Origin of the sequence: Marinobacter lipolyticus, from assembly GCF_018424605.1 — a bacterium.
GTDB classification, from domain to species: Bacteria; Pseudomonadota; Gammaproteobacteria; order Pseudomonadales; family Oleiphilaceae; genus Marinobacter; species Marinobacter lipolyticus_B.
In genome coordinates, this window is sequence record NZ_QTKT01000001.1 from 397,760 (window position 1) to 414,330 (window position 16,571).

19 protein-coding genes and 1 tRNA gene are annotated in these 16,571 nt (G+C 59.6%); 8 read left to right on the plus strand and 12 right to left on the minus strand.

Annotated elements, in window-relative coordinates:
• Both DYI22_RS01800 and DYI22_RS01805 read left to right on the plus strand, forming a co-directional pair.
• A complete protein-coding gene (locus DYI22_RS01800; RefSeq protein ID WP_213476312.1) occupies positions 1-939 on the plus strand; it encodes an MlaD family protein in 939 nt (312 codons plus the stop codon).
• Positions 936-1,541: an ABC-type transport auxiliary lipoprotein family protein gene (locus DYI22_RS01805; protein ID WP_213476313.1), complete on the plus strand. Its 606-nt coding sequence runs from the start codon at positions 936-938 to the stop codon at positions 1,539-1,541. Before DYI22_RS01800 ends, DYI22_RS01805 begins: the two co-directional genes overlap by 4 nt.
• On the opposite strand, the gene pgsA is transcribed toward DYI22_RS01805, so the two are convergent.
• From pgsA to DYI22_RS01840, 7 genes are all read right to left on the minus strand, one after another.
• Positions 1,502-2,095: a CDP-diacylglycerol--glycerol-3-phosphate 3-phosphatidyltransferase gene (gene pgsA / locus DYI22_RS01810; protein ID WP_213476314.1), complete on the minus strand. Its 594-nt coding sequence runs from the start codon at positions 2,093-2,095 to the stop codon at positions 1,502-1,504. The two genes, DYI22_RS01805 and pgsA, sit on opposite strands and share 40 nt — an antisense overlap.
• 7 nt (positions 2,096-2,102) lie before the next feature.
• Entirely contained in the window at positions 2,103-3,941 is a 1,839-nt protein-coding gene (uvrC, locus tag DYI22_RS01815; RefSeq protein WP_213476315.1) for an excinuclease ABC subunit UvrC, read from the minus strand.
• The gene (uvrY, locus tag DYI22_RS01820) at positions 3,925-4,587 is read right to left on the minus strand and encodes a UvrY/SirA/GacA family response regulator transcription factor (protein WP_213476316.1); all 663 of its coding nucleotides are present in this window, start codon (positions 4,585-4,587) and stop codon (positions 3,925-3,927) included. Before uvrY ends, uvrC begins: the two co-directional genes overlap by 17 nt.
• A 103-nt stretch (positions 4,588-4,690) precedes the next feature.
• Entirely contained in the window at positions 4,691-4,942 is a 252-nt protein-coding gene (locus DYI22_RS01825) for a hypothetical protein (RefSeq protein WP_213476317.1), read from the minus strand.
• A 56-nt stretch (positions 4,943-4,998) separates the two neighbouring features.
• Positions 4,999-6,612 carry a methyl-accepting chemotaxis protein gene (locus DYI22_RS01830; protein ID WP_213476318.1) on the minus strand — a complete coding sequence of 538 codons (1,614 nt, stop codon included), beginning with the start codon at positions 6,610-6,612 and terminating at the stop codon, positions 4,999-5,001.
• Positions 6,613-6,679: 67 nt separating this feature from the next.
• Positions 6,680-7,084, minus strand: a complete 405-nt coding sequence (locus DYI22_RS01835; RefSeq protein WP_213476319.1) for a DUF1330 domain-containing protein — start codon at positions 7,082-7,084, stop codon at positions 6,680-6,682.
• 110 nt (positions 7,085-7,194) lie between these two features.
• Complete coding sequence (locus tag DYI22_RS01840) at positions 7,195-9,270, minus strand: diguanylate cyclase (protein WP_213476320.1); 2,076 nt, start codon at positions 9,268-9,270, stop codon at positions 7,195-7,197.
• Positions 9,271-9,471: 201 nt separating this feature from the next.
• Between DYI22_RS01840 and DYI22_RS01845 the strand changes: the two genes are divergently transcribed.
• A complete protein-coding gene (locus DYI22_RS01845; RefSeq protein WP_213476321.1) occupies positions 9,472-9,750 on the plus strand; it encodes an acylphosphatase in 279 nt (92 codons plus the stop codon).
• A 30-nt stretch (positions 9,751-9,780) separates the two neighbouring features.
• On the opposite strand, the gene DYI22_RS01850 is transcribed toward DYI22_RS01845, so the two are convergent.
• Positions 9,781-9,871 (minus strand) — tRNA-Ser (locus tag DYI22_RS01850).
• A 149-nt stretch (positions 9,872-10,020) separates the two neighbouring features.
• On the opposite strand from DYI22_RS01850, the gene DYI22_RS01855 reads away from it, so the two are divergent.
• Together DYI22_RS01855 and DYI22_RS01860 are read left to right on the plus strand one after the other, a co-directional pair.
• A complete protein-coding gene (locus DYI22_RS01855) occupies positions 10,021-10,551 on the plus strand; it encodes an isochorismatase family protein (protein WP_213476322.1) in 531 nt (176 codons plus the stop codon).
• A gap of 26 nt (positions 10,552-10,577) precedes the next feature.
• Positions 10,578-11,243: a cupin domain-containing protein gene (locus DYI22_RS01860; protein ID WP_213476323.1), complete on the plus strand. Its 666-nt coding sequence runs from the start codon at positions 10,578-10,580 to the stop codon at positions 11,241-11,243.
• An 11-nt stretch (positions 11,244-11,254) separates the two neighbouring features.
• On the opposite strand, the gene DYI22_RS01865 is transcribed toward DYI22_RS01860, so the two are convergent.
• From DYI22_RS01865 to DYI22_RS01875, 3 genes are read right to left on the minus strand one after another with little or no spacing between them, the layout of a single operon-like run.
• Positions 11,255-11,872: a flavin reductase family protein gene (locus DYI22_RS01865; RefSeq protein WP_213476324.1), complete on the minus strand. Its 618-nt coding sequence runs from the start codon at positions 11,870-11,872 to the stop codon at positions 11,255-11,257.
• Positions 11,873-11,896: 24 nt separating this feature from the next.
• On the minus strand, positions 11,897-12,724 hold the full coding sequence (locus tag DYI22_RS01870; RefSeq protein ID WP_213476325.1) for a CheR family methyltransferase: 828 nt from the start codon (positions 12,722-12,724) through the stop codon (positions 11,897-11,899).
• Positions 12,725-12,768: 44 nt separating this feature from the next.
• Complete coding sequence (locus DYI22_RS01875; protein WP_213476326.1) at positions 12,769-13,698, minus strand: chemotaxis protein CheV; 930 nt, start codon at positions 13,696-13,698, stop codon at positions 12,769-12,771.
• Positions 13,699-13,914: 216 nt separating this feature from the next.
• On the opposite strand from DYI22_RS01875, the gene flgA reads away from it, so the two are divergent.
• The 3 genes from flgA to DYI22_RS01890 all read left to right on the plus strand — a co-directional run bounded on the left by flgA (position 13,915) and on the right by DYI22_RS01890 (position 15,590).
• On the plus strand, positions 13,915-14,604 hold the full coding sequence (flgA, locus tag DYI22_RS01880) for a flagellar basal body P-ring formation chaperone FlgA (RefSeq protein ID WP_266099157.1): 690 nt from the start codon (positions 13,915-13,917) through the stop codon (positions 14,602-14,604).
• A gap of 181 nt (positions 14,605-14,785) precedes the next feature.
• On the plus strand, positions 14,786-15,112 hold the full coding sequence (flgM, locus tag DYI22_RS01885) for a flagellar biosynthesis anti-sigma factor FlgM (RefSeq protein WP_213476328.1): 327 nt from the start codon (positions 14,786-14,788) through the stop codon (positions 15,110-15,112).
• 7 nt (positions 15,113-15,119) lie between these two features.
• Positions 15,120-15,590, plus strand: a complete 471-nt coding sequence (locus DYI22_RS01890; RefSeq protein ID WP_213476329.1) for a flagella synthesis protein FlgN — start codon at positions 15,120-15,122, stop codon at positions 15,588-15,590.
• A gap of 44 nt (positions 15,591-15,634) precedes the next feature.
• On the opposite strand, the gene DYI22_RS01895 is transcribed toward DYI22_RS01890, so the two are convergent.
• Entirely contained in the window at positions 15,635-16,384 is a 750-nt protein-coding gene (locus DYI22_RS01895) for a pilus assembly protein PilB (protein ID WP_228300737.1), read from the minus strand.
• Positions 16,385-16,571: the final 187 nt, after the last annotated feature.

The following is a 16,571-nucleotide window of genomic DNA, read 5'->3' on the forward strand; positions in this document are numbered from 1 at the left end:
ATGGAGCCCAAAGCCCACCATCTGGTGATCGGCCTGTTTACCCTGGTTACCGTCGCCGCTGCCCTCGGGTTTGCGCTGTGGCTGGGCAAGCCAGCGAACGATCACGACTGGGCCTGGTACGAGATCGGTTTTGATCACGCCGTCAGCGGGCTCTCCCAGGGCAACCCGGTGCAATACAGCGGCGTTGAAGTGGGCAACGTGGTAGAGCTTTACCTGGACCCCGAGGATCCCAGCCATGTACGGGCGCTGATCCGCGTCTATGACAACGTGAAGATCCGTGAGAACACCCGCGTGGGCCTGGTACTGGCAAACATCACCGGCAGCATGAACGTGCGATTCGAAGGGGGCACGCTGGACAGCCCGGTGCTCGAGGGCAGCCGGGAAGACCCGCCGCTGATCATGGCGGAGCCCTCGGTATTCACCTCGATTCTGGATAACGGCGAGGCGCTGATGAGCAAGGCCGATCGGCTGCTCACCAACGCCAACGCGCTTTTTTCCGAACAGAACAGCGAGAATCTCACCGTCATCCTGGAAAACACACGGGTTGCCTCGGACGCGCTGATGGATCACCGCGGCGAAGTGGAAGCGCTTCTGACCAGAATGCACGAAGCCAGTGTGCGGGCGGCACAGGCTGCGGCCCGGGTGAACAGCTTCGCCGATAACGCGGATCGCTTTCTGCAGAACGAAGGGCGGGAAACCTTTGTGGCGTTGAACACCGCCATTGCCTCCATCCAGGCCACCGCCACACGGATTGAGATGCTGACGGCAAACAACGAAGGCGCGCTGAACGAGGGCCTACAGGGGCTGGGCGAGTTGTCGCCGGCACTGCGGGAGCTGCGCAGTACACTGAGAAACCTCAATCATTTTACCCGGCGGCTTGAGGATAACCCCTCAGGCACCTTGTGGGGCCGAGAAACCATACAGGAGGCGCCACAATGAAGCCCATCCACACCAGCCCTCTGGCCATTCTGACGCTTCTGGCCTCGCTCGCCGGGTGCACCGTTTTTCCGAACGGAGAACCACCACGGGTCATGGACATAGCGGTGCCCCAACAGCCACCCGCCCGAACGCCAGGATTTGGCAAAACCCTCCGGGTCGACACCCCGCAGGCCACGGAACCGTTCGACAGTTCCCGCATTCTCACCAAGCCCTCGCCGAGTGAGTTTCAGGTCTACGGCGGAGTACGCTGGCGAGACACAGCGCCGGTGGTGGTGCGGGAGGTGATGATCGCAAGCCTGCGCGACGAGGGGCGTTTCAACGGCGTGACCAACGAAAGCAGCCCCACCGCCAGTGATCTGACGTTATCCACCGATCTTTACGGCTTTCACAGCGAAACCTTCGGGGAACAGCCGCGGGTTGTCATTACCCTCTATGGCCAGCTAATGGACAATCGCACCCGCGAGACCCTGTGCACCGGTAATTTCGCGATCACCCGGCCCGCCTCAGCCCGCGAAGTCGACGCCGTTGTCGACGCGTTTGGTCGCGGGGGCGAGCAGCTGGGTCAGGAATTGCGGGCCTGGCTGTCGAGCTGCCTCGACTGATCCGGCGCCGGTTTCGGGAACAGGTCCGGCCAGGCCGCCTTCAGATAGAGAAGCATCGACCAGAACGTGAGTACGGCGGCCAGATACAACAGCCCGGTGCCGACCCACGCCCAGAACACCCCCGGCGGCACCGCCAGCAGGATGATGATGGACACCATCTGGGCGGTGGTTTTGATCTTGCCAATATAAGACACCGCCACGCTGGCCCGGCTACCGATCTCCGCCATCCACTCCCGCAAGGCGGAAATGACAATTTCCCGGCCAATGATCACGGTGGCCGGAATGGTCAGGATCAGGCTGGCGTGCTCTTCAATCAGCACCGTGAGCGCCACCGCCACCATCAACTTGTCCGCCACCGGGTCAAGGAAAGCCCCGAACGGCGTGCTCTGGTTCAGTTTTCGCGCCAGGTAGCCGTCCAGCCAATCCGTGGCGCCTGCCAACGCAAAGATAGCGGCACTGACCAGATAGCTCCACTGCACCGGCAGGTAAAAGATCACCACGAAAACGGGGATCATCACTATGCGGGATAGCGTCAGTATGTTCGGTAGATTCATGCTGTCCTTACTCATCGTGCAGTGCTGCGTATATGTTTTCCGCCAGGGCCTTGCTGATGCCCTGCACCTTGGTCATTTCCCCGACACTGGCCTTGCGAAGTTCCTGGATACCACCGAAATAGCGGATCAGATCCCGGCGACGTTTTGGCCCCACGCCCTCGATGCCTTCCAGCGTCGATTGCCGCCGCTTTTTGTCCCGCCGTGCGCGATGGCCGGTGATGGCAAAGCGGTGGGACTCGTCGCGAATGTGCTGGATCAGGTGCAATGCCGGTGAATCCGCCGGAACCCGGAAGACGTCGCCGGTCATCGCGTCAATCAGTTGCTCCATACCGGCACGCCGGGTCACCCCCTTCGCTACGCCAATCAGCGGGATATCAGAAATTCCCAGCTCATCAAAGACTTCCCGGGCAATGTTCAACTGCCCCTTACCGCCATCTATGAACACCAGATCGGGACGCTTGCCCTCGCCTGACACCATGCGTTTATAGCGGCGGGTCAGTACCTGGCGCATCGCGGCGTAGTCGTCTCCGGCGGTGACACCTTCAATATTGTAGAGCCGGTAATCGCTTTTCAGCGGACCATTCTCATCGAAAACCACGCAGGATGCGACCGTGTTTTCGCCATGGCTATGGCTGATATCGAAGCATTCCATACGCGCCGGGGTTTCCGCCAGCTCCAGCATGTCCCGCAAGGCTAGCAGACGGCGGTAGACCGTTTCCTTGCTCGCCAGGTGGCTGAGCAGGGTCTGGCGGGCGTTGGTCATCGCCAGCTCAAGCCATTGCCGGCGTTCACCCCGCACGTTACGACGGATGCGGGTATCCCGTCCCGCCGACTCGGTCAGGGCCTGGGCCAGCAGTTCCTGCCCTTCCACCTCCACAGGCACCAGAACGTCCCGGGGAATCTCCCGACGGGTACTGCCGCCAAAATAGTATTGGCCAAGGAATGCGCTCAGCAGTTCCGCCTCTGATTGTTCGATGGAGTAGCGGGGAAAATAGTCCTTGGTGCCCAGCACCCGTCCGCCGCGAACGATAATCACCACAATACACACCACACCGGCATCCTGGGCGATCGCCACCACATCCGCATCGCCGCCTTCACCGTCGACAGATTGCTGCTCCTGCACGTGGCGCAGATGATTGATCTGATCCCGGTAACCTGCCGCCTTCTCGAACTCGAGGTTCTTTGAGGCGGTTTCCATCGCCGCCATCAGGTCGTGGATAATCGCCGGGTTCTTCCCCTCCAGGAACATGGCGGCGTGGCGGATGTCCTCCTGGTACTCCTCAGGCGTCACATAGCCGACACAAGGTGCCGTGCATCGATTGATCTGGTACTGCAGGCAGGGCCGGGTCCGGTTTCTAAAATAACTTTCACTACAAGATCTTATACGGAAAACCTTTTGCAGAATATTAAGGCTTTCCTTGACCGCCCCGGAACTGGGAAAGGGGCCGAACCAGGTGCCGCCACCTTTTTTCGTGCGCCCGCGCCGAAAGGTCAGTGAGGGGTAGTCAGAATGGGAAGACAGAAAGATGTAGGGGTAGGATTTATCATCCCGCAGCAGGATGTTGTACGGCGGCCTCAGTGACTTGATGAGGTTCTGCTCAAGCAACAGCGCTTCGGTTTCGCTGCCGGTGATGGTCACTTCGATGGACGCGATTTTCGCCACCAGCGCTTCCGTCTTGGGCGCCAGCCCGGTCTTGCGGAAGTAGCTTCCGACGCGCTTCCTGAGGTTGCGGGCTTTACCCACATACAGCACCGAACCGCCCTCATCGTACATACGATATACACCGGGCCGTTCAGTCAGTTGCTTGAGGAAACTGCGGGAGTCGAATTCAGACCTTGTGGGCATCGAGCAACCCGAGCCGGACCGCCATCAGAGCGAGCTCAACGTCACTGGATATTTCCAGTTTCTCGAAAATCCGGTAACGGTAACTGTTGACGGTTTTGGGGCTGAGACAGAGCTTGTCGGAAATGTCCTGCACTTTCTGGCAATCCACCACCATCATGGCAATCTGCATTTCACGCTCGGACAGCCGGTCAAACAGGGAGAGATCCCCATCTTCGCCGTTGTGATCACCGCCGAGCTGCTTCAGCGCCATTTTCTGGGCGATCTCGGGGCTGATGTAACGCTGACCGGAATGAGCCATGCGGATGGCGCGCACCATTTCCTTGATGTCCGCACCTTTGGTGATATAAGCGGAAGCACCGCTCTGCATGACACGGGTGGGGTATGGGTCATCGGCACACGCGGTCACCACGATCACGCGAATGGAATCGTCGATCCTGAGGATCCGACGAGTGGCTTCCAGACCGCCGATACCGGGCATTCGAATGTCCATCAGCACAATGTCCGGTGACTGTTTGCGGACAAACTCAATGGCGTCCTCACCGGAGGAGGCCTGGCCGATGACGTCAATATCGGGGTTATCCGCCAGCATCCGGGTTATGCCCGAACGCACCAGCTCATGGTCATCTACAACCAATACCCTGATCAAAACTCACCTCGCACACCGCTTCTGGTAGAAACAGGGCGATTGTACCGTTTAAGAAGTTCCCGGGGTAGGTATTTTCCCGCATTCACCGAAACTGAACGGCTGTTCAAGCAGGATGCCCCAGCCCGGCGGTGTTTTCCACCGGGTCGAACCACACCACCAGCTCACCTCTTGTGACCGCCGCCCTCACCCGGGCTCTCTCTGCCAGCGGGTTTTCGGTGTCGTTGAGCCCGTGGTAGCGGGTGCAATACTCGTCGACAAGGCCCTCAATCTGGTCTTCCGCAAGCAACGCGGTATCCACCACGAACTTCTCTTCCCGCGGATCTGCCTGCCCGGGCTGGCTGATGTCATCAGTCATGGTGTCTCCTGTCAAAACCCCATGATAATCCCTGGCGCCTCCAGGGAGAAGCGCCCTCAGGATTCGGCGGTCCGGAAGCGGGCGATCAGTTGCCGCATTGACAGCGATTCCTGCCGCAGCGCTTCGCTGATGTCGCGACTGTTACCGACGCTCTGGATCAGCACATCCGCGCTGCCCTCCAGGGCCACGGTGCGCCGCCCCACCCGATCGATTTCGTCGCGCTGGGCCCGCACGGCATCGTTGATTTCAATGGTATGCCGCTGCAGGCCACCAAAACGATCACCGAGCTCCACCAGGTGCTCTTTCAAAACAACAAGATTGCGGCGATTGCCTTCTCCGGCTTCGCTCATTTCACCCAGCAAACCTTCTACGGCGGTGACGCCACCGACCAGATCACTCACCCACTGGTGGATTTCAGTGGTGGATTCGGCGGTGCGTCGCGACAGGGTGCGCACTTCATCCGCAACCACCGCAAAGCCGCGGCCATAGTCACCCGCCCGCGCGGCCTCAATCGCCGCGTTCAGGGCCAGCAGGTTGGTCTGTTCGGCAATGTCGGCAATCACGCCGATAACCTGCTCAATCTTTCCTGTGGATGCGCCCAGCGAGGTAATAGCGGTAGACACTCGACCAATAACCTCGACGGCGTGCTCCGCACCGGCCTCGCTGTCTCGAAGGCCCGCCTGCACTTCGCCGTTGGCAGCGGCCGCGCTGGCGACGGTATCGGCTGAATTGCCAGAGGCGGCTTCAATGGCCGACACCTGGTCGGCGATCACCACCATGGAATGGCTTACATCGGCAATCTGCGAGCGGGTGCGATCCGATGCGGTCTGAACGTCAGCGGCCTGCTGATCCAGCGCCTCGGAACGCTGGTCAAGACTCATCGAGGCGCGGCGGACGTCACCCACGAAACCTTCGAACCGGCCAACCAGACCACCGAGGGCCGCGCACACACCGGCCACTTCATCGGACCCTGACAGCCGGGGAGCCCTGGTGAGGTCGGAGGTGCGCTCCATCTCATGGAGGTCCCGCTCAATGCCCTGCAAACGCAGGATGACCGTTGCCCGCAGCCACCAGGTCATCAGCAGAACCGCGAGCAGGAAGACGATGGACCCGGCAATCAGATAGATCTGCTGAGTCGCGAGAAAATCCAGAAGGTTGCGGGAACCGGTGTCGATTCGTTCCCGGCTGGTGCGGCGACGCTCTTCAATGGCCGCCAGCATGGGCTCAAGCGCGGGGAAAAGCTTGAAATCCACCACCTGGCCAACGCGGTAATAGCTTTTCTCGTCAATGGCAGGCGCGAGGTCCGCCAGCAGATCCTGCACCGCCTGGAACTGATCGCTTTGGTCGGCCGCCCACTGTGCCAGCAGGGCATTCTCGGACACGGCCCGCCAGTGCGCCTGGATGGATTCGCTCACAGCGTCGAATTCGGTGGTGATTTCATCCCACAGCAGAAGCTGGGCCTTCACCTTGTAAGCCAGATCCTGCAGGCGCCGATGATCACTCTCAAGGTCTTCCAGCAGCCAGGATTCGGTGAGGTTGTTGCGGATTAGCTGCTCAGAGGCCCGTTCGGCTTCGGTAATGATTGACCAGGAAAGCGACCCCAGACCGAATACAGCCAGTAACGACAGGGAAGCAAAAAACAGGATACGACTTCGAACGGTACTGAGCATGACAACTCCACATGCAGACTTTGCAGTGGAGTTTATGGCAATGGTATGACAGTTTTATTGCGAACGGCTACGCCTGGCCTTCAAGATTGGCCACCAGACGCGAATCTTCGATCGCTGCGGTGCGATGCCGGACCACGCCCTTGTATTCCTGGCTTTCGATCATCGCCATAAAGGCATCGATAGACGGATAGCGCACCAGCAGCACCTGATCCCAGGACTCGTCGGGTGGCGCAATCAGCGATCCCACACTGCGGCCGGACCAGATCACCTCGGCGCCGACGGCGCGGACACAGGCGGCGGCCTCTTTCATGTAAAGGGAATAGGCTTCGCGGCCGGAACGGTCGGCGTGTTCATCCTTGTATTGCGCCCGTTCTCGGAACCGTAGCAGGTTCAGCATGACCACCGGATGGTCTTTGGGGGTATCGGCCAGGACTTTCTGGAGCTGCTCCGGAGTAGGATTAACGGTTTCCATGTGCTTCCTTGGTTTTCAGGCTCTGAACGGTCGTTTGTTATGATCTGGAATCGCTGTAACTATAGCCCAGCGAGGCACGTCGTCACCAAATCGATTCAATTACATTTCGTTTATCCGGCATCGGTCACAAGCACTGGTTCCAGCTCACCATCGGCAACCACCCGGTCGCGGCCGGCGCTCTTGGCGCGATACATGGCGTCGTCTGCCCGGGCCACCATGGTTTTCCGCGAGTCGCCTTTTTGCCAGCAGGCAACGCCAATACTGGCCGTTACCGGTTCAGGCACCGAGTTGATCGGCGCGGCCGCAATCGCTTTACGTACCCGCTCTGCCAGCGCGTAGCCATCGTCTCGCCCGGCGCCGGTGGCGATCACGATGAACTCTTCCCCACCCCAGCGACCGAAGTGGTCCTCCGTGCGCAATACCGCTCTCACGGTATCCGAGACCACCTTCAGGGCCTCGTCGCCGGCCTCATGGCCATAGTTGTCGTTGACCTTCTTGAAATGGTCCACATCCAGCAGCAGAACGCAGAACGAACAGTTGTGCCGGCTGGCCTTCGCCAGCTGCTTGTCCATTTCCTGCTCGGTCCGGTACCGGTTCCATGCCCCGGTCAGTGAATCTTCGATGGCCATCTTGTGGAGACGCGCGTTGGCAGCTGCCAGGGCATCCTGCTCGGCTCTCAGCATGTCGTTCAGGCGAGTGATCTCACTGACCGACGCGAGCAGGGCCATGTCTTCGGCAATTTCCACCGCCGCCAACCGCTCCACCCGTTTCCAGGGTTCACTGCTGCCACGAACCTGCTCCTGCCAGGCATCGAAAGCTTTGCGGAATTCCTCGCCCTCGCCCGGCGCGCTGACCACAATATCGGTTTCCGGGCGACCTGCCCAGTACACCGTGTGGCTGTGTTCCCGGCGGAACAGCATTAACCAGCCGGCGGCGTCTTCACTCGGCAAGGCAACGGCCAGCAAACCGCAGGCCTCGCCCAGACTCAGGCCCTCGGCCACCTTTTCTTCAGCCAACCGGAATGTGCACCAGGCGCCGCGCTGCCGGGTGGCGGTCAGTCGCTCGATCAGTTTTGCCAGTGCATCGGAAGATGGCACTGCCCCGAATGTCTCGGTTTGCGCACCAGAATGAAACGCCAGACCACTTGCCCGGAACAGCGTCAGCCATTCGCCGCCGTACTTCTCCAGCAGCGTCGCCGGCGACACACGGGCATTGAGATCCTCGACCAGATAATCCCGGGATTCCTGCACCCGTAGCAGGTACTGGGACTCCAGTCGGGCCTTCAACAGAAAAAGTCGCTGGGTCGCCATGATCACCAGGCTACGGACCGCATCGCGCACGGTCGGAGATAGAATCACGGCGCGCTCCGCGGTGCAGGTCACCACGCCCCAGAGCCCGGACGGACCGACAATGGCCACGGTGAGTAGCGCCGCAGCACTGAAGTATTCCAGATAACCAATCTGCATGCGCGACGGCGCCCGCAGCACGGTACCGGACACTTTAATGCTTGCCGCGTCCTCGATCCCCAACCAGGGCGCTGAAATCACCGGAATGGCCGGGGCGTGAACGTCCGGAATGCTGCGAACCTGCCGGGTGAGAAATCCCGCCCGGCGCTGGGGCGGATAGTCGCTGGCCGCGATGCGTTGGCCAAGCATCGGAGAGAGGCCGCTGGCCACGCTTTCGGCCAGGAACACCCCATGGCCGTCAGCGTCGAAATGACAGACCACCACGCGGTCGAATCGGCTGATGTCGCGAACGCCGCGCACCAGGATATCCATCAGGTCATCGGGGTTTTCGGCGCCTGCCAGCTGCGTCAGCCACTGGTTGGCGGTACCCATCAGCCGCCGGTTGCCGAGGGCAATCACCGGCTCAACCTCGATCATCACCCATGCCCCGGAACGGAAGGCGTTCACCTGTAGGCGCACCTGCTTACCGCAAATACTGCGTTTGATCGACGTGGGGCCGTTCAACCGTTCGCGGACCGTCAACTCCTTGCGGATGCGACCGGTTACGCGGCTGCCCAGAATCGTTGCGGGGCTGCTGCCAAGTACCTCATCGACTGGCTGGCCTAAAATTTCCACCACATTGGCACTGGCTTGCGCGATACGGGAAAGCGAACTATCGAGTATGAGAACGCAGCCGCAGGGCTGGATTCGGAGGGATGATGACTCCGGGGTCCTAGTCACCCCGGGGGAATGCCGGTTTTCGCCAACCGTTTTCAAAGACTGTATTTCTCCCGTAGGGAAAGAAAGGGATTCGCTGGGGCCACATTCTCCCTGGAACTGACAGAATCCTCGATAACGCTGAGCCGGCGAGATTCACCTCATGGTATACAACTCCCGGGGTATAATCTACGCTGATGAAGCGGGCGCTGAACGGGTGAGGTTATGACTCAGAAACAGTGGACCATGCTGGTGTCGGGAAAGGTTCAGGGGGTGTACTACCGGGCCTCGACGCAGTCGGTGGCAAGACAGCTCGGCCTGGGCGGTTACGCCCGCAATTTGCCGGACGGCCGTGTGGAAGTGGTCGCCGAGGGCCTGGTCGAACAATTGCAGGCACTCAGAGACTGGTGCGCCGAGGGGCCGCCGGCGGCCAGGGTATCAGCCGTGCACGTGACCGAGGCCGATGGGTCCGACTGCGGGTTCAACGATTTTCAGACCCGATAAAAAAACCCCGGCGTTGCCGGGGTTCAGTATTGGCGGAGAGGGAGGGATTCGAACCCTCGATACGCTATTAACGTATACACACTTTCCAGGCGTGCGCCTTCAGCCACTCGGCCACCTCTCCAATAAACTGTTCCAAATCAGCGACGTCGTCACTCATTTGAGGGCGCAAACTCTAAAGAATTTTCAGGCGTTTGGCAACTGCCACAACCAAAAACTCTTAAAATAAATGCCGATCCGAGGGGATCGGACAACCCGGACGGACACCTAACCATGTTGATGAAAGCCGAACAATCCATCCTTCTTCTGGTCGACCTGCAGGAAAAGCTCATGCCGGCCATCGCCCATGGCAGTGAGGTGATCCACCAGTGCCTGACCCTGGCCACTGTCGCCGGGCTGCTCGAAGTGCCGGTACTGGCTACCGAGCAACTCCCGGAAAAACTGGGCGCCAATGTGGCGGAAATCCGCGAGCTCTGTGACCAGACCATTGCCAAGTCCCATTTCGACGCCTGCCCCGACGGCCTGATTGACGCGCTGCCGGAAGGCCGCCAGCATATCGTCATTGGCGGTTGCGAGACCCATGTCTGCATGCTTCAGACAGCGCTGAGCCTGGTGGACGCCGGTTACAAGGTCTGGGTGGTCGCTGATGCTACCGGGTCACGCAACGAATTCGATCGGGATATCGCCCTGGATCGCCTGAGCGAGAGCGGAGCACGGCTGGTGACCCTGGAAATGGTGGCGTTCGAGTGGATGCGCGATTCCAGGCACCCGCAGTTCCGCAACATTCAGGGCCTGATCAAATAAAACACCCTGTACGTTTGAGGTCAGCAATGCTCAACATGGATTTCTCCCGCAAGATTGTCATACGAACGACGGAACAGGACTGGGTGCCCAGCCCCGCCGGAGGCGTGCTCAGGAAACCACTGGCAAGGGAGGAGGCCGAACGCGGCCATGCCACCAGCGTGGTTCGCTACGAGCTCGGGGCGTCATTCAGCCGGCACGAGCATCCGCTGGGCGAAGAGATTCTGGTGCTTGAGGGCGTCTTCTCGGACGAAACCGGTAACTACCCTGCCGGCACTTACCTCCGTAACCCGCCGGGCAGCGGCCACGCCCCCTTCAGCAAGGAGGGCTGCACGCTGCTGGTCAAGTTGCATCAGTTCGATCAGCGAGATCAGGCAACCGTGCGGATTGATACCCGCAACACGCCCTGGCTCCCCGGCCAGGGCGGCCTCCAGGTCATGCCGTTGCACAACTTCGAACACGAACACGTTGCTCTGGTGAAGTGGCCGCCGAAGGAGGTGTTTCAGGCCCACCGTCATTTCGGCGGTGAAGAGATCTTCGTACTGTCCGGCGAATTCTGCGATGAGCATGGCCGCTATCCGGCGGGAACCTGGATTCGCAGCCCTCACCTGAGCCAGCACCATCCTTACGTGGAAGAGGAAACCATTATCTGGGTAAAAACGGGCCACCTGCCCGTGGAATCGTCGGCGGCGTAGAACCGCCGGCGTCAGGACGGCCGCGGAACCTTCAGAACCTCACCAAAGGTGACGTACTCACTGCCGCCAAGACGGCCGAGAGGGTCAATCGCTGCGCCATTGATACTGAGCCGGTTCTTGTCATCGTAACCGGCCGCCTGATCAGACACCCACACCCGATTCACCTTACCGAAGATCAGCGATTGTGGCGCGGCCCCGATTTCCTGGATCTCATAAAGCTCACAGGCGAATGCCACGTGACAGTCCCTGAGCCGCGGCAGGCCTGAACCTTCGAAATCCTCCAACTGCAGGTCCAGATTCTTCAGTTCCGATTCACCCTGGGCCAGGGTGCGGGAGGATTCGGTCACGGCGGCGGCCAACTCACTGGGCGCGATATGCACAACAAAATGTTTGCGCGCTTCAATATTGACCCGGGTATCTTTGGACACCCCATCGGTGGGCTTCTTGCCGACCGATATCATCAACAGCGGTGGGTTGCTGGTGATCGGCGTGAAAAACGAAAACGGCGCCAGATTGAAATCCCCGTCCGGGTTCTCCGTCAGCACCCAGGCGACAGGACGCGGAATCACCGTCTGGGTCAGGATGTGGTAGGCGTCCTTCGGGTCCATGCCGTCAAAATCGATTAACATCAGTCGCTCCCGTAAAGACTTGGGTTATTTCTTGCGGTAGATGATGCCAGGATGGCACTGCACCATTTCGTAGAGATGCGGCAAACCATTGAGGGATTCCGACGCGCCCAGTATCAGGTAACCGCCAGGATTCAGCGTGGCGTGAATGCGCGTGAGGATGTCTTTCTTCAGCTCCGCCGAAAAATAGATCAGCACATTACGGCACATCACGATGTCGAACTTGCCCAGCATGTACCGTTCCAGCAGGTTCAGTTCCTTGAACTCCACCATGCTCTTGATCTGCGGCCGTATCTGCCAGCCGCCGCTGGGCGATGGCGTGAAGAACTGCTTCTGCCGCTCCGGCGACAGACCTCGCCCGATGGCGATCATTTCATACTCACCCTTGCGGGCCACTTCCAGAACGCTTTTTGAGATGTCGGTGGCGGTGATCTTGACGTCCCGCAACTTGCCGGGCCGCTGCCGGCGGAACTCCTCGAGAATCATGGCCACCGAATAGGGTTCCTGCCCGGTGGAACTGGCGGCGGACCAGATTCTCAGCGGCTGCAGAGACTGACGGTCCGCGAACTCGGGCAACAGTTTTTCCTGCAGGATACGGAACGGGTGATTGTCACGAAACCAGAGAGTCTCGTTGGTGGTCATCGCGTCGATCACGGTTTCGCGCAGATTGCTGCGACCAGGCCGCTTGAGGCGATCCATCAGCTCACCCAGGGTGTTGAGCTGATTCTCCTCCAGTATCCGGCGAAGCCGGCTTTTCACCAGATACTGTTTGTTATCACCAAGCAGAATGCCGCACGCGTCCTGCAGGAACGTCTTGAAGGTCTCATATTCCTGTGGCGTTATGTCCGCTTTCATTACGTCTCGGCATCAGAGGTTGCAAAAGTCTGCAGGGGCGCAGTTCATCCCCTGTCGATGATTTCCATCACTTTCTCGGCCAGCTCGTCGGCACTGAACTTGGCCATGAATTCGTCGGCCCCCACCTTCTGCACCATGGCTGTGTTGAAGACGCCGCTGAGGGACGTGTGCAACATGATGAAGGTGTCCCGAAGCGCCGGGTCATTCTTGCAGCGGGTCACCAGCGTGTAACCGTCCATCTCGGGCATCTCTACGTCGGAGATGATCAATGACAGGTGATCCCTCGCTTTCGAACCGTCGGCGGTTATCTCTTTCAGATAGTCCAGTGCCTGCTTGCCGTCGTCCCGGGTGATGACCTCCATCCCGATGGCCGTCAGGCAGCGCTGGATCTGGCGCCTGGCGACGGACGAGTCGTCTACCACCAGCACTGGCAGATGTCCGGAAGCCCGTTCCCGGCTTCGGGTCTGGATATCGGTGCTGACATCATCGCTGAGCGGAGAAACTTCTGCAAGAATCTTTTCTACATCGATGATTTCAACGAGTTTATCATCAATATGCGTGACGGCAGTGAGGTACACGTCATTGCCAGCGCCCTTGGGCGGCGGCAACATGTCTTCCCAGTTCATGTTCACGATTCGGTCGACACCCGCCACCAGAAACCCCTGGGTTCGGCGATTGTACTCGGTGATAATCACAAAGCTGGTCGCCAGTGCGTCCGGCGTAATCGCGGGCAAACCGATCGACATCGCCAGATCAATGATGGGGATGGTTTCGCCGCGGATGTGGGCCACCCCGCGCACCATGCTGCGACTGTTGGGAATGGACGACAGTTTCGGGCACTGCAGCACTTCCTTGACCTTGAAAACGTTGATGCCATACATCTGGCGACCGCGAAACCGGAAGAGCAGCAGCTCCAGGCGGTTCTGCCCCACCAGCTGTGTCCGCTGATTCACACTGTCGAGTACACCTGCCATTCCGCCTCTCCCCTCTCTGCCAGACTCATACCGGCATGTATTTTGCTCAATTCTGGTCAGTTCCGGCGTTTTTATTTGCATCTGCCGGTTTTTTGACTCGCTAGGCGAGAGTAACGGCCGAATCCCGGAATACTTGAGCACCTCCGGGTTTGTGCCCTTATACCGACAGCATAGGACAAACTGCCGCGTATGCGCATCACGATCTTTATCGCATTTATGTTGCTAGCACTCCCTGCGTTGCTTGCATCCCCTGCCGCTCTGGCAGCGGACACCACAGCCGCCCAGATCAAACAGGCCGCAGGCGCTTTCCTGGGCGAATTTGCGAATGAGCAGGCCGAGAGCGGGTTTGACGTTTCCTACAAGCCCGGCCGACTCGACAGCCGGCTGGCGCTCGCCACGTGCGACAAGCCGCTGGCGGTCAGCTTTAGTGGCGATCCCTGGAAAACCACGCAGCCCACGCTTCAGGTGTCCTGCAGCGGCAAGCGTCCCTGGCGAATGTTCCTCAACGCCACCGTCACCATTGTCGGCGAAGGCATGGTGGCAGCACGTCCCCTTGCCCGGGGTGAGCGGCTGACCGCAGATCTGGTAAAGGCTGAATCCGTGACCGTCAATGCCACACGGCGGGGTGTGATCACCGACCCGGATCAGCTGATCGGCATGGAAATGCGGCGCGGCGTGAATGCCGGTACGCTGATGTCGCCGGACCTGCTTTCCGCCCCGGCTGCGGTTGTCCGCGGGGACCATGTTATTATTACGGCACGACGCGGCAATTTTGCCGTGAATTCCCGGGGCAAAGCCCTGGCCGATGCCAGTGTCGGCGATCAGGTGCTGGTTGAGAACCTGTCGTCAGCGCGCACGGTGAAAGCCCGGGTTACCGCGCCCGGCCAGGTTGAAATTCCGATGTAACGGGCCCCGGCGGCGGCTTGCCTCTTGCGGCAAGGGTTTGCCGGCGCGACCTGGCATTCTGACGGAAATGTAATCTTTCAGTCGCAAAAAAGTCTAAAGCTTGCAGCCGGACAGCCGATAAGCAGTTGTAAAATTCGCGAATGCTGTCTTTGTACAGCTCACCAGTTAAGCAGGTACCGATATGTCAGTTGACTTAAATGGAATTGGCCCCGGCCAGGTCAACACCCAGAGAACCACGGCCGACAAGTCCGGTTCAACCCAGAACACGCAGCCTTCAGCCCCGGAGCAGGCAAAATCCCAGGCACAGGGCGCGCGCGGCGAGAACGTCAATCTCAGCAGTCAGGCGAAAGACCTGAAACAGCTCGAACAGAAGCTGGGTGATTATCCGGAAATGGACGATGACCGCATCGAGCAGATCCGCGCGGCACTGGCGGACGGCTCCTACAAGATTGACGCTGAAAAGCTGGCCCAGAAAATGCTTGAAATGGATGAAAGCATTTTCGGGTGAGTAGATCATGGCCGCAATTGATGAGTTGAATAACCTTCTTTCCCAGGATATCCGCCAGCTTCAGACTCTGGCGGATTTACTGGAACAGGAGAAGTCCTGCCTCGCTTCCTCTGACATGCACGCGCTGGAAGCCATCACCGCAGAGAAAAATACGATACTGGAGCAGGTCCGCGCCCGCGCCAAGCAGAAGATCCATCATCTGGTGGCCATCGGCTACCGGCCGGACTCTGGGGCACCGTCACGCTTTATACGCGGCGCCGGGCTGACAGAACTGGCGGAGCGGTGGTCCGAAGCCAACGAGCGCCTGACCTTCTGCCAGGAATTGAATCGCAATAACGGGCGTGTGATCAGTCACCTGCAGAAACGGCTGGCCCGCCTGACCGACATTTTCCGGGGTGCCAGCAGCCAGCAAAAACTGTATGGCGCCCATGGCGAGCAAACCGGGGCATCCAGCCGAACCATTCTGGCCAGCGCCTGAGTTCAAATAGCGGAACTGGCGCTCTCCGCGAGCGCCAAGACACCTCAGCGGGTGTAAATCGTCATATTGGAATCCGGATGAAAGCGGATGTCGGTGATGGTCACGTTACCGATCGGCGGCGTCTGCCCTCCACTCACCCGGATATTGTCCATACGAATCTGCTCGATACGCTCTGGAAACGCCAGTACCAGCCCACCATCGGAGCGCACCTGATACCGCGGCGCATCATCACGGTAATGAACGCCGCTGATGGTCAGATCGGAATCCAGGAAATTAAGCACCGGCACAAAGATGTTGGAGGCCAGCTTCAGGCCCTCGATCACATCGGGCTGCCCTGCCACCGGATCACCCTGCTCGCCATCGCCCGCGCCGGCCATCATGGTGACGGATTCGATACGCTGAATCAGGCTTTGATCGCCCTGCCCCGCAACGGAAGCCAGTTCATCGTCGTTCATGGGCGTCAGCCCTTGGGGCTGATAGGGCTCGCCGGCATTCTGCGCAGGAATTGCCTGGGCCGTGCTGCTGGCGGCGAAGCTGACCAACGGCTGAAACGGCAGCGTCACCATGGTGAAAAAGGCGGCAGCGTTCCGGTATCGGGACTGGTGCCTGAGCACCCGCTCCAGCTCCCGTTCGCTGATCCAGCCGGCCTGCACCAGCACTTCACCCAGGCGCTGACCACTTTCGCGCTGGAGACGCAGACCATCCGCAAGCTGACCTTCGGACAAATAGCCACGATTGATCAGCAACAAACCAAGCCGTGATTTCTCTTCAAACCCCTGACGGATCTTCACCATTACCCTCCAATCCGTGTTATCGATGACCGTACAGCCCGGCTCGGTGACGTATTATTGTGTGACAAGCTGATAAGAGGTTAGACGAAGACCTGCCATTGCGCCTGACGAATCTCCGACGCAGCCGCAAATTCTGCTAACATCCGGACTAACCCCAACTCATCACTGCATTATCGCAGGGATAATGGAC

What these genes read in the sequence shown, in the direction of transcription:
- DYI22_RS01830 (WP_213476318.1), bottom strand. Translation starts at nt 6,612, where the DNA reads ATGCTCAGTACCGTTCGAAGTCGTATCCTGTTTTTTGCTTCCCTGTCG.
- DYI22_RS01825 (WP_213476317.1), bottom strand. Translation starts at nt 4,942, where the DNA reads ATGACTGATGACATCAGCCAGCCCGGGCAGGCAGATCCGCGGGAAGAG.
- DYI22_RS01835 (WP_213476319.1), bottom strand. Translation starts at nt 7,084, where the DNA reads ATGGAAACCGTTAATCCTACTCCGGAGCAGCTCCAGAAAGTCCTGGCC.
- DYI22_RS01855 (WP_213476322.1), top strand. Translation starts at nt 10,021, where the DNA reads ATGTTGATGAAAGCCGAACAATCCATCCTTCTTCTGGTCGACCTGCAG.
- flgM (WP_213476328.1), top strand. Translation starts at nt 14,786, where the DNA reads ATGTCAGTTGACTTAAATGGAATTGGCCCCGGCCAGGTCAACACCCAG.
- DYI22_RS01895 (WP_228300737.1), bottom strand. Translation starts at nt 16,384, where the DNA reads ATGGTGAAGATCCGTCAGGGGTTTGAAGAGAAATCACGGCTTGGTTTG.
- DYI22_RS01860 (WP_213476323.1), top strand. Translation starts at nt 10,578, where the DNA reads ATGCTCAACATGGATTTCTCCCGCAAGATTGTCATACGAACGACGGAA.
- uvrC (WP_213476315.1), bottom strand. Translation starts at nt 3,941, where the DNA reads ATGCCCACAAGGTCTGAATTCGACTCCCGCAGTTTCCTCAAGCAACTG.
- DYI22_RS01800 (WP_213476312.1), top strand. Translation starts at nt 1, where the DNA reads ATGGAGCCCAAAGCCCACCATCTGGTGATCGGCCTGTTTACCCTGGTT.
- DYI22_RS01845 (WP_213476321.1), top strand. Translation starts at nt 9,472, where the DNA reads ATGACTCAGAAACAGTGGACCATGCTGGTGTCGGGAAAGGTTCAGGGG.
- DYI22_RS01875 (WP_213476326.1), bottom strand. Translation starts at nt 13,698, where the DNA reads ATGGCAGGTGTACTCGACAGTGTGAATCAGCGGACACAGCTGGTGGGG.
- flgA (WP_266099157.1), top strand. Translation starts at nt 13,915, where the DNA reads ATGTTGCTAGCACTCCCTGCGTTGCTTGCATCCCCTGCCGCTCTGGCA.
- DYI22_RS01870 (WP_213476325.1), bottom strand. Translation starts at nt 12,724, where the DNA reads ATGAAAGCGGACATAACGCCACAGGAATATGAGACCTTCAAGACGTTC.
- pgsA (WP_213476314.1), bottom strand. Translation starts at nt 2,095, where the DNA reads ATGAATCTACCGAACATACTGACGCTATCCCGCATAGTGATGATCCCC.
- DYI22_RS01890 (WP_213476329.1), top strand. Translation starts at nt 15,120, where the DNA reads ATGGCCGCAATTGATGAGTTGAATAACCTTCTTTCCCAGGATATCCGC.
- DYI22_RS01805 (WP_213476313.1), top strand. Translation starts at nt 936, where the DNA reads ATGAAGCCCATCCACACCAGCCCTCTGGCCATTCTGACGCTTCTGGCC.
- DYI22_RS01865 (WP_213476324.1), bottom strand. Translation starts at nt 11,872, where the DNA reads ATGTTAATCGATTTTGACGGCATGGACCCGAAGGACGCCTACCACATC.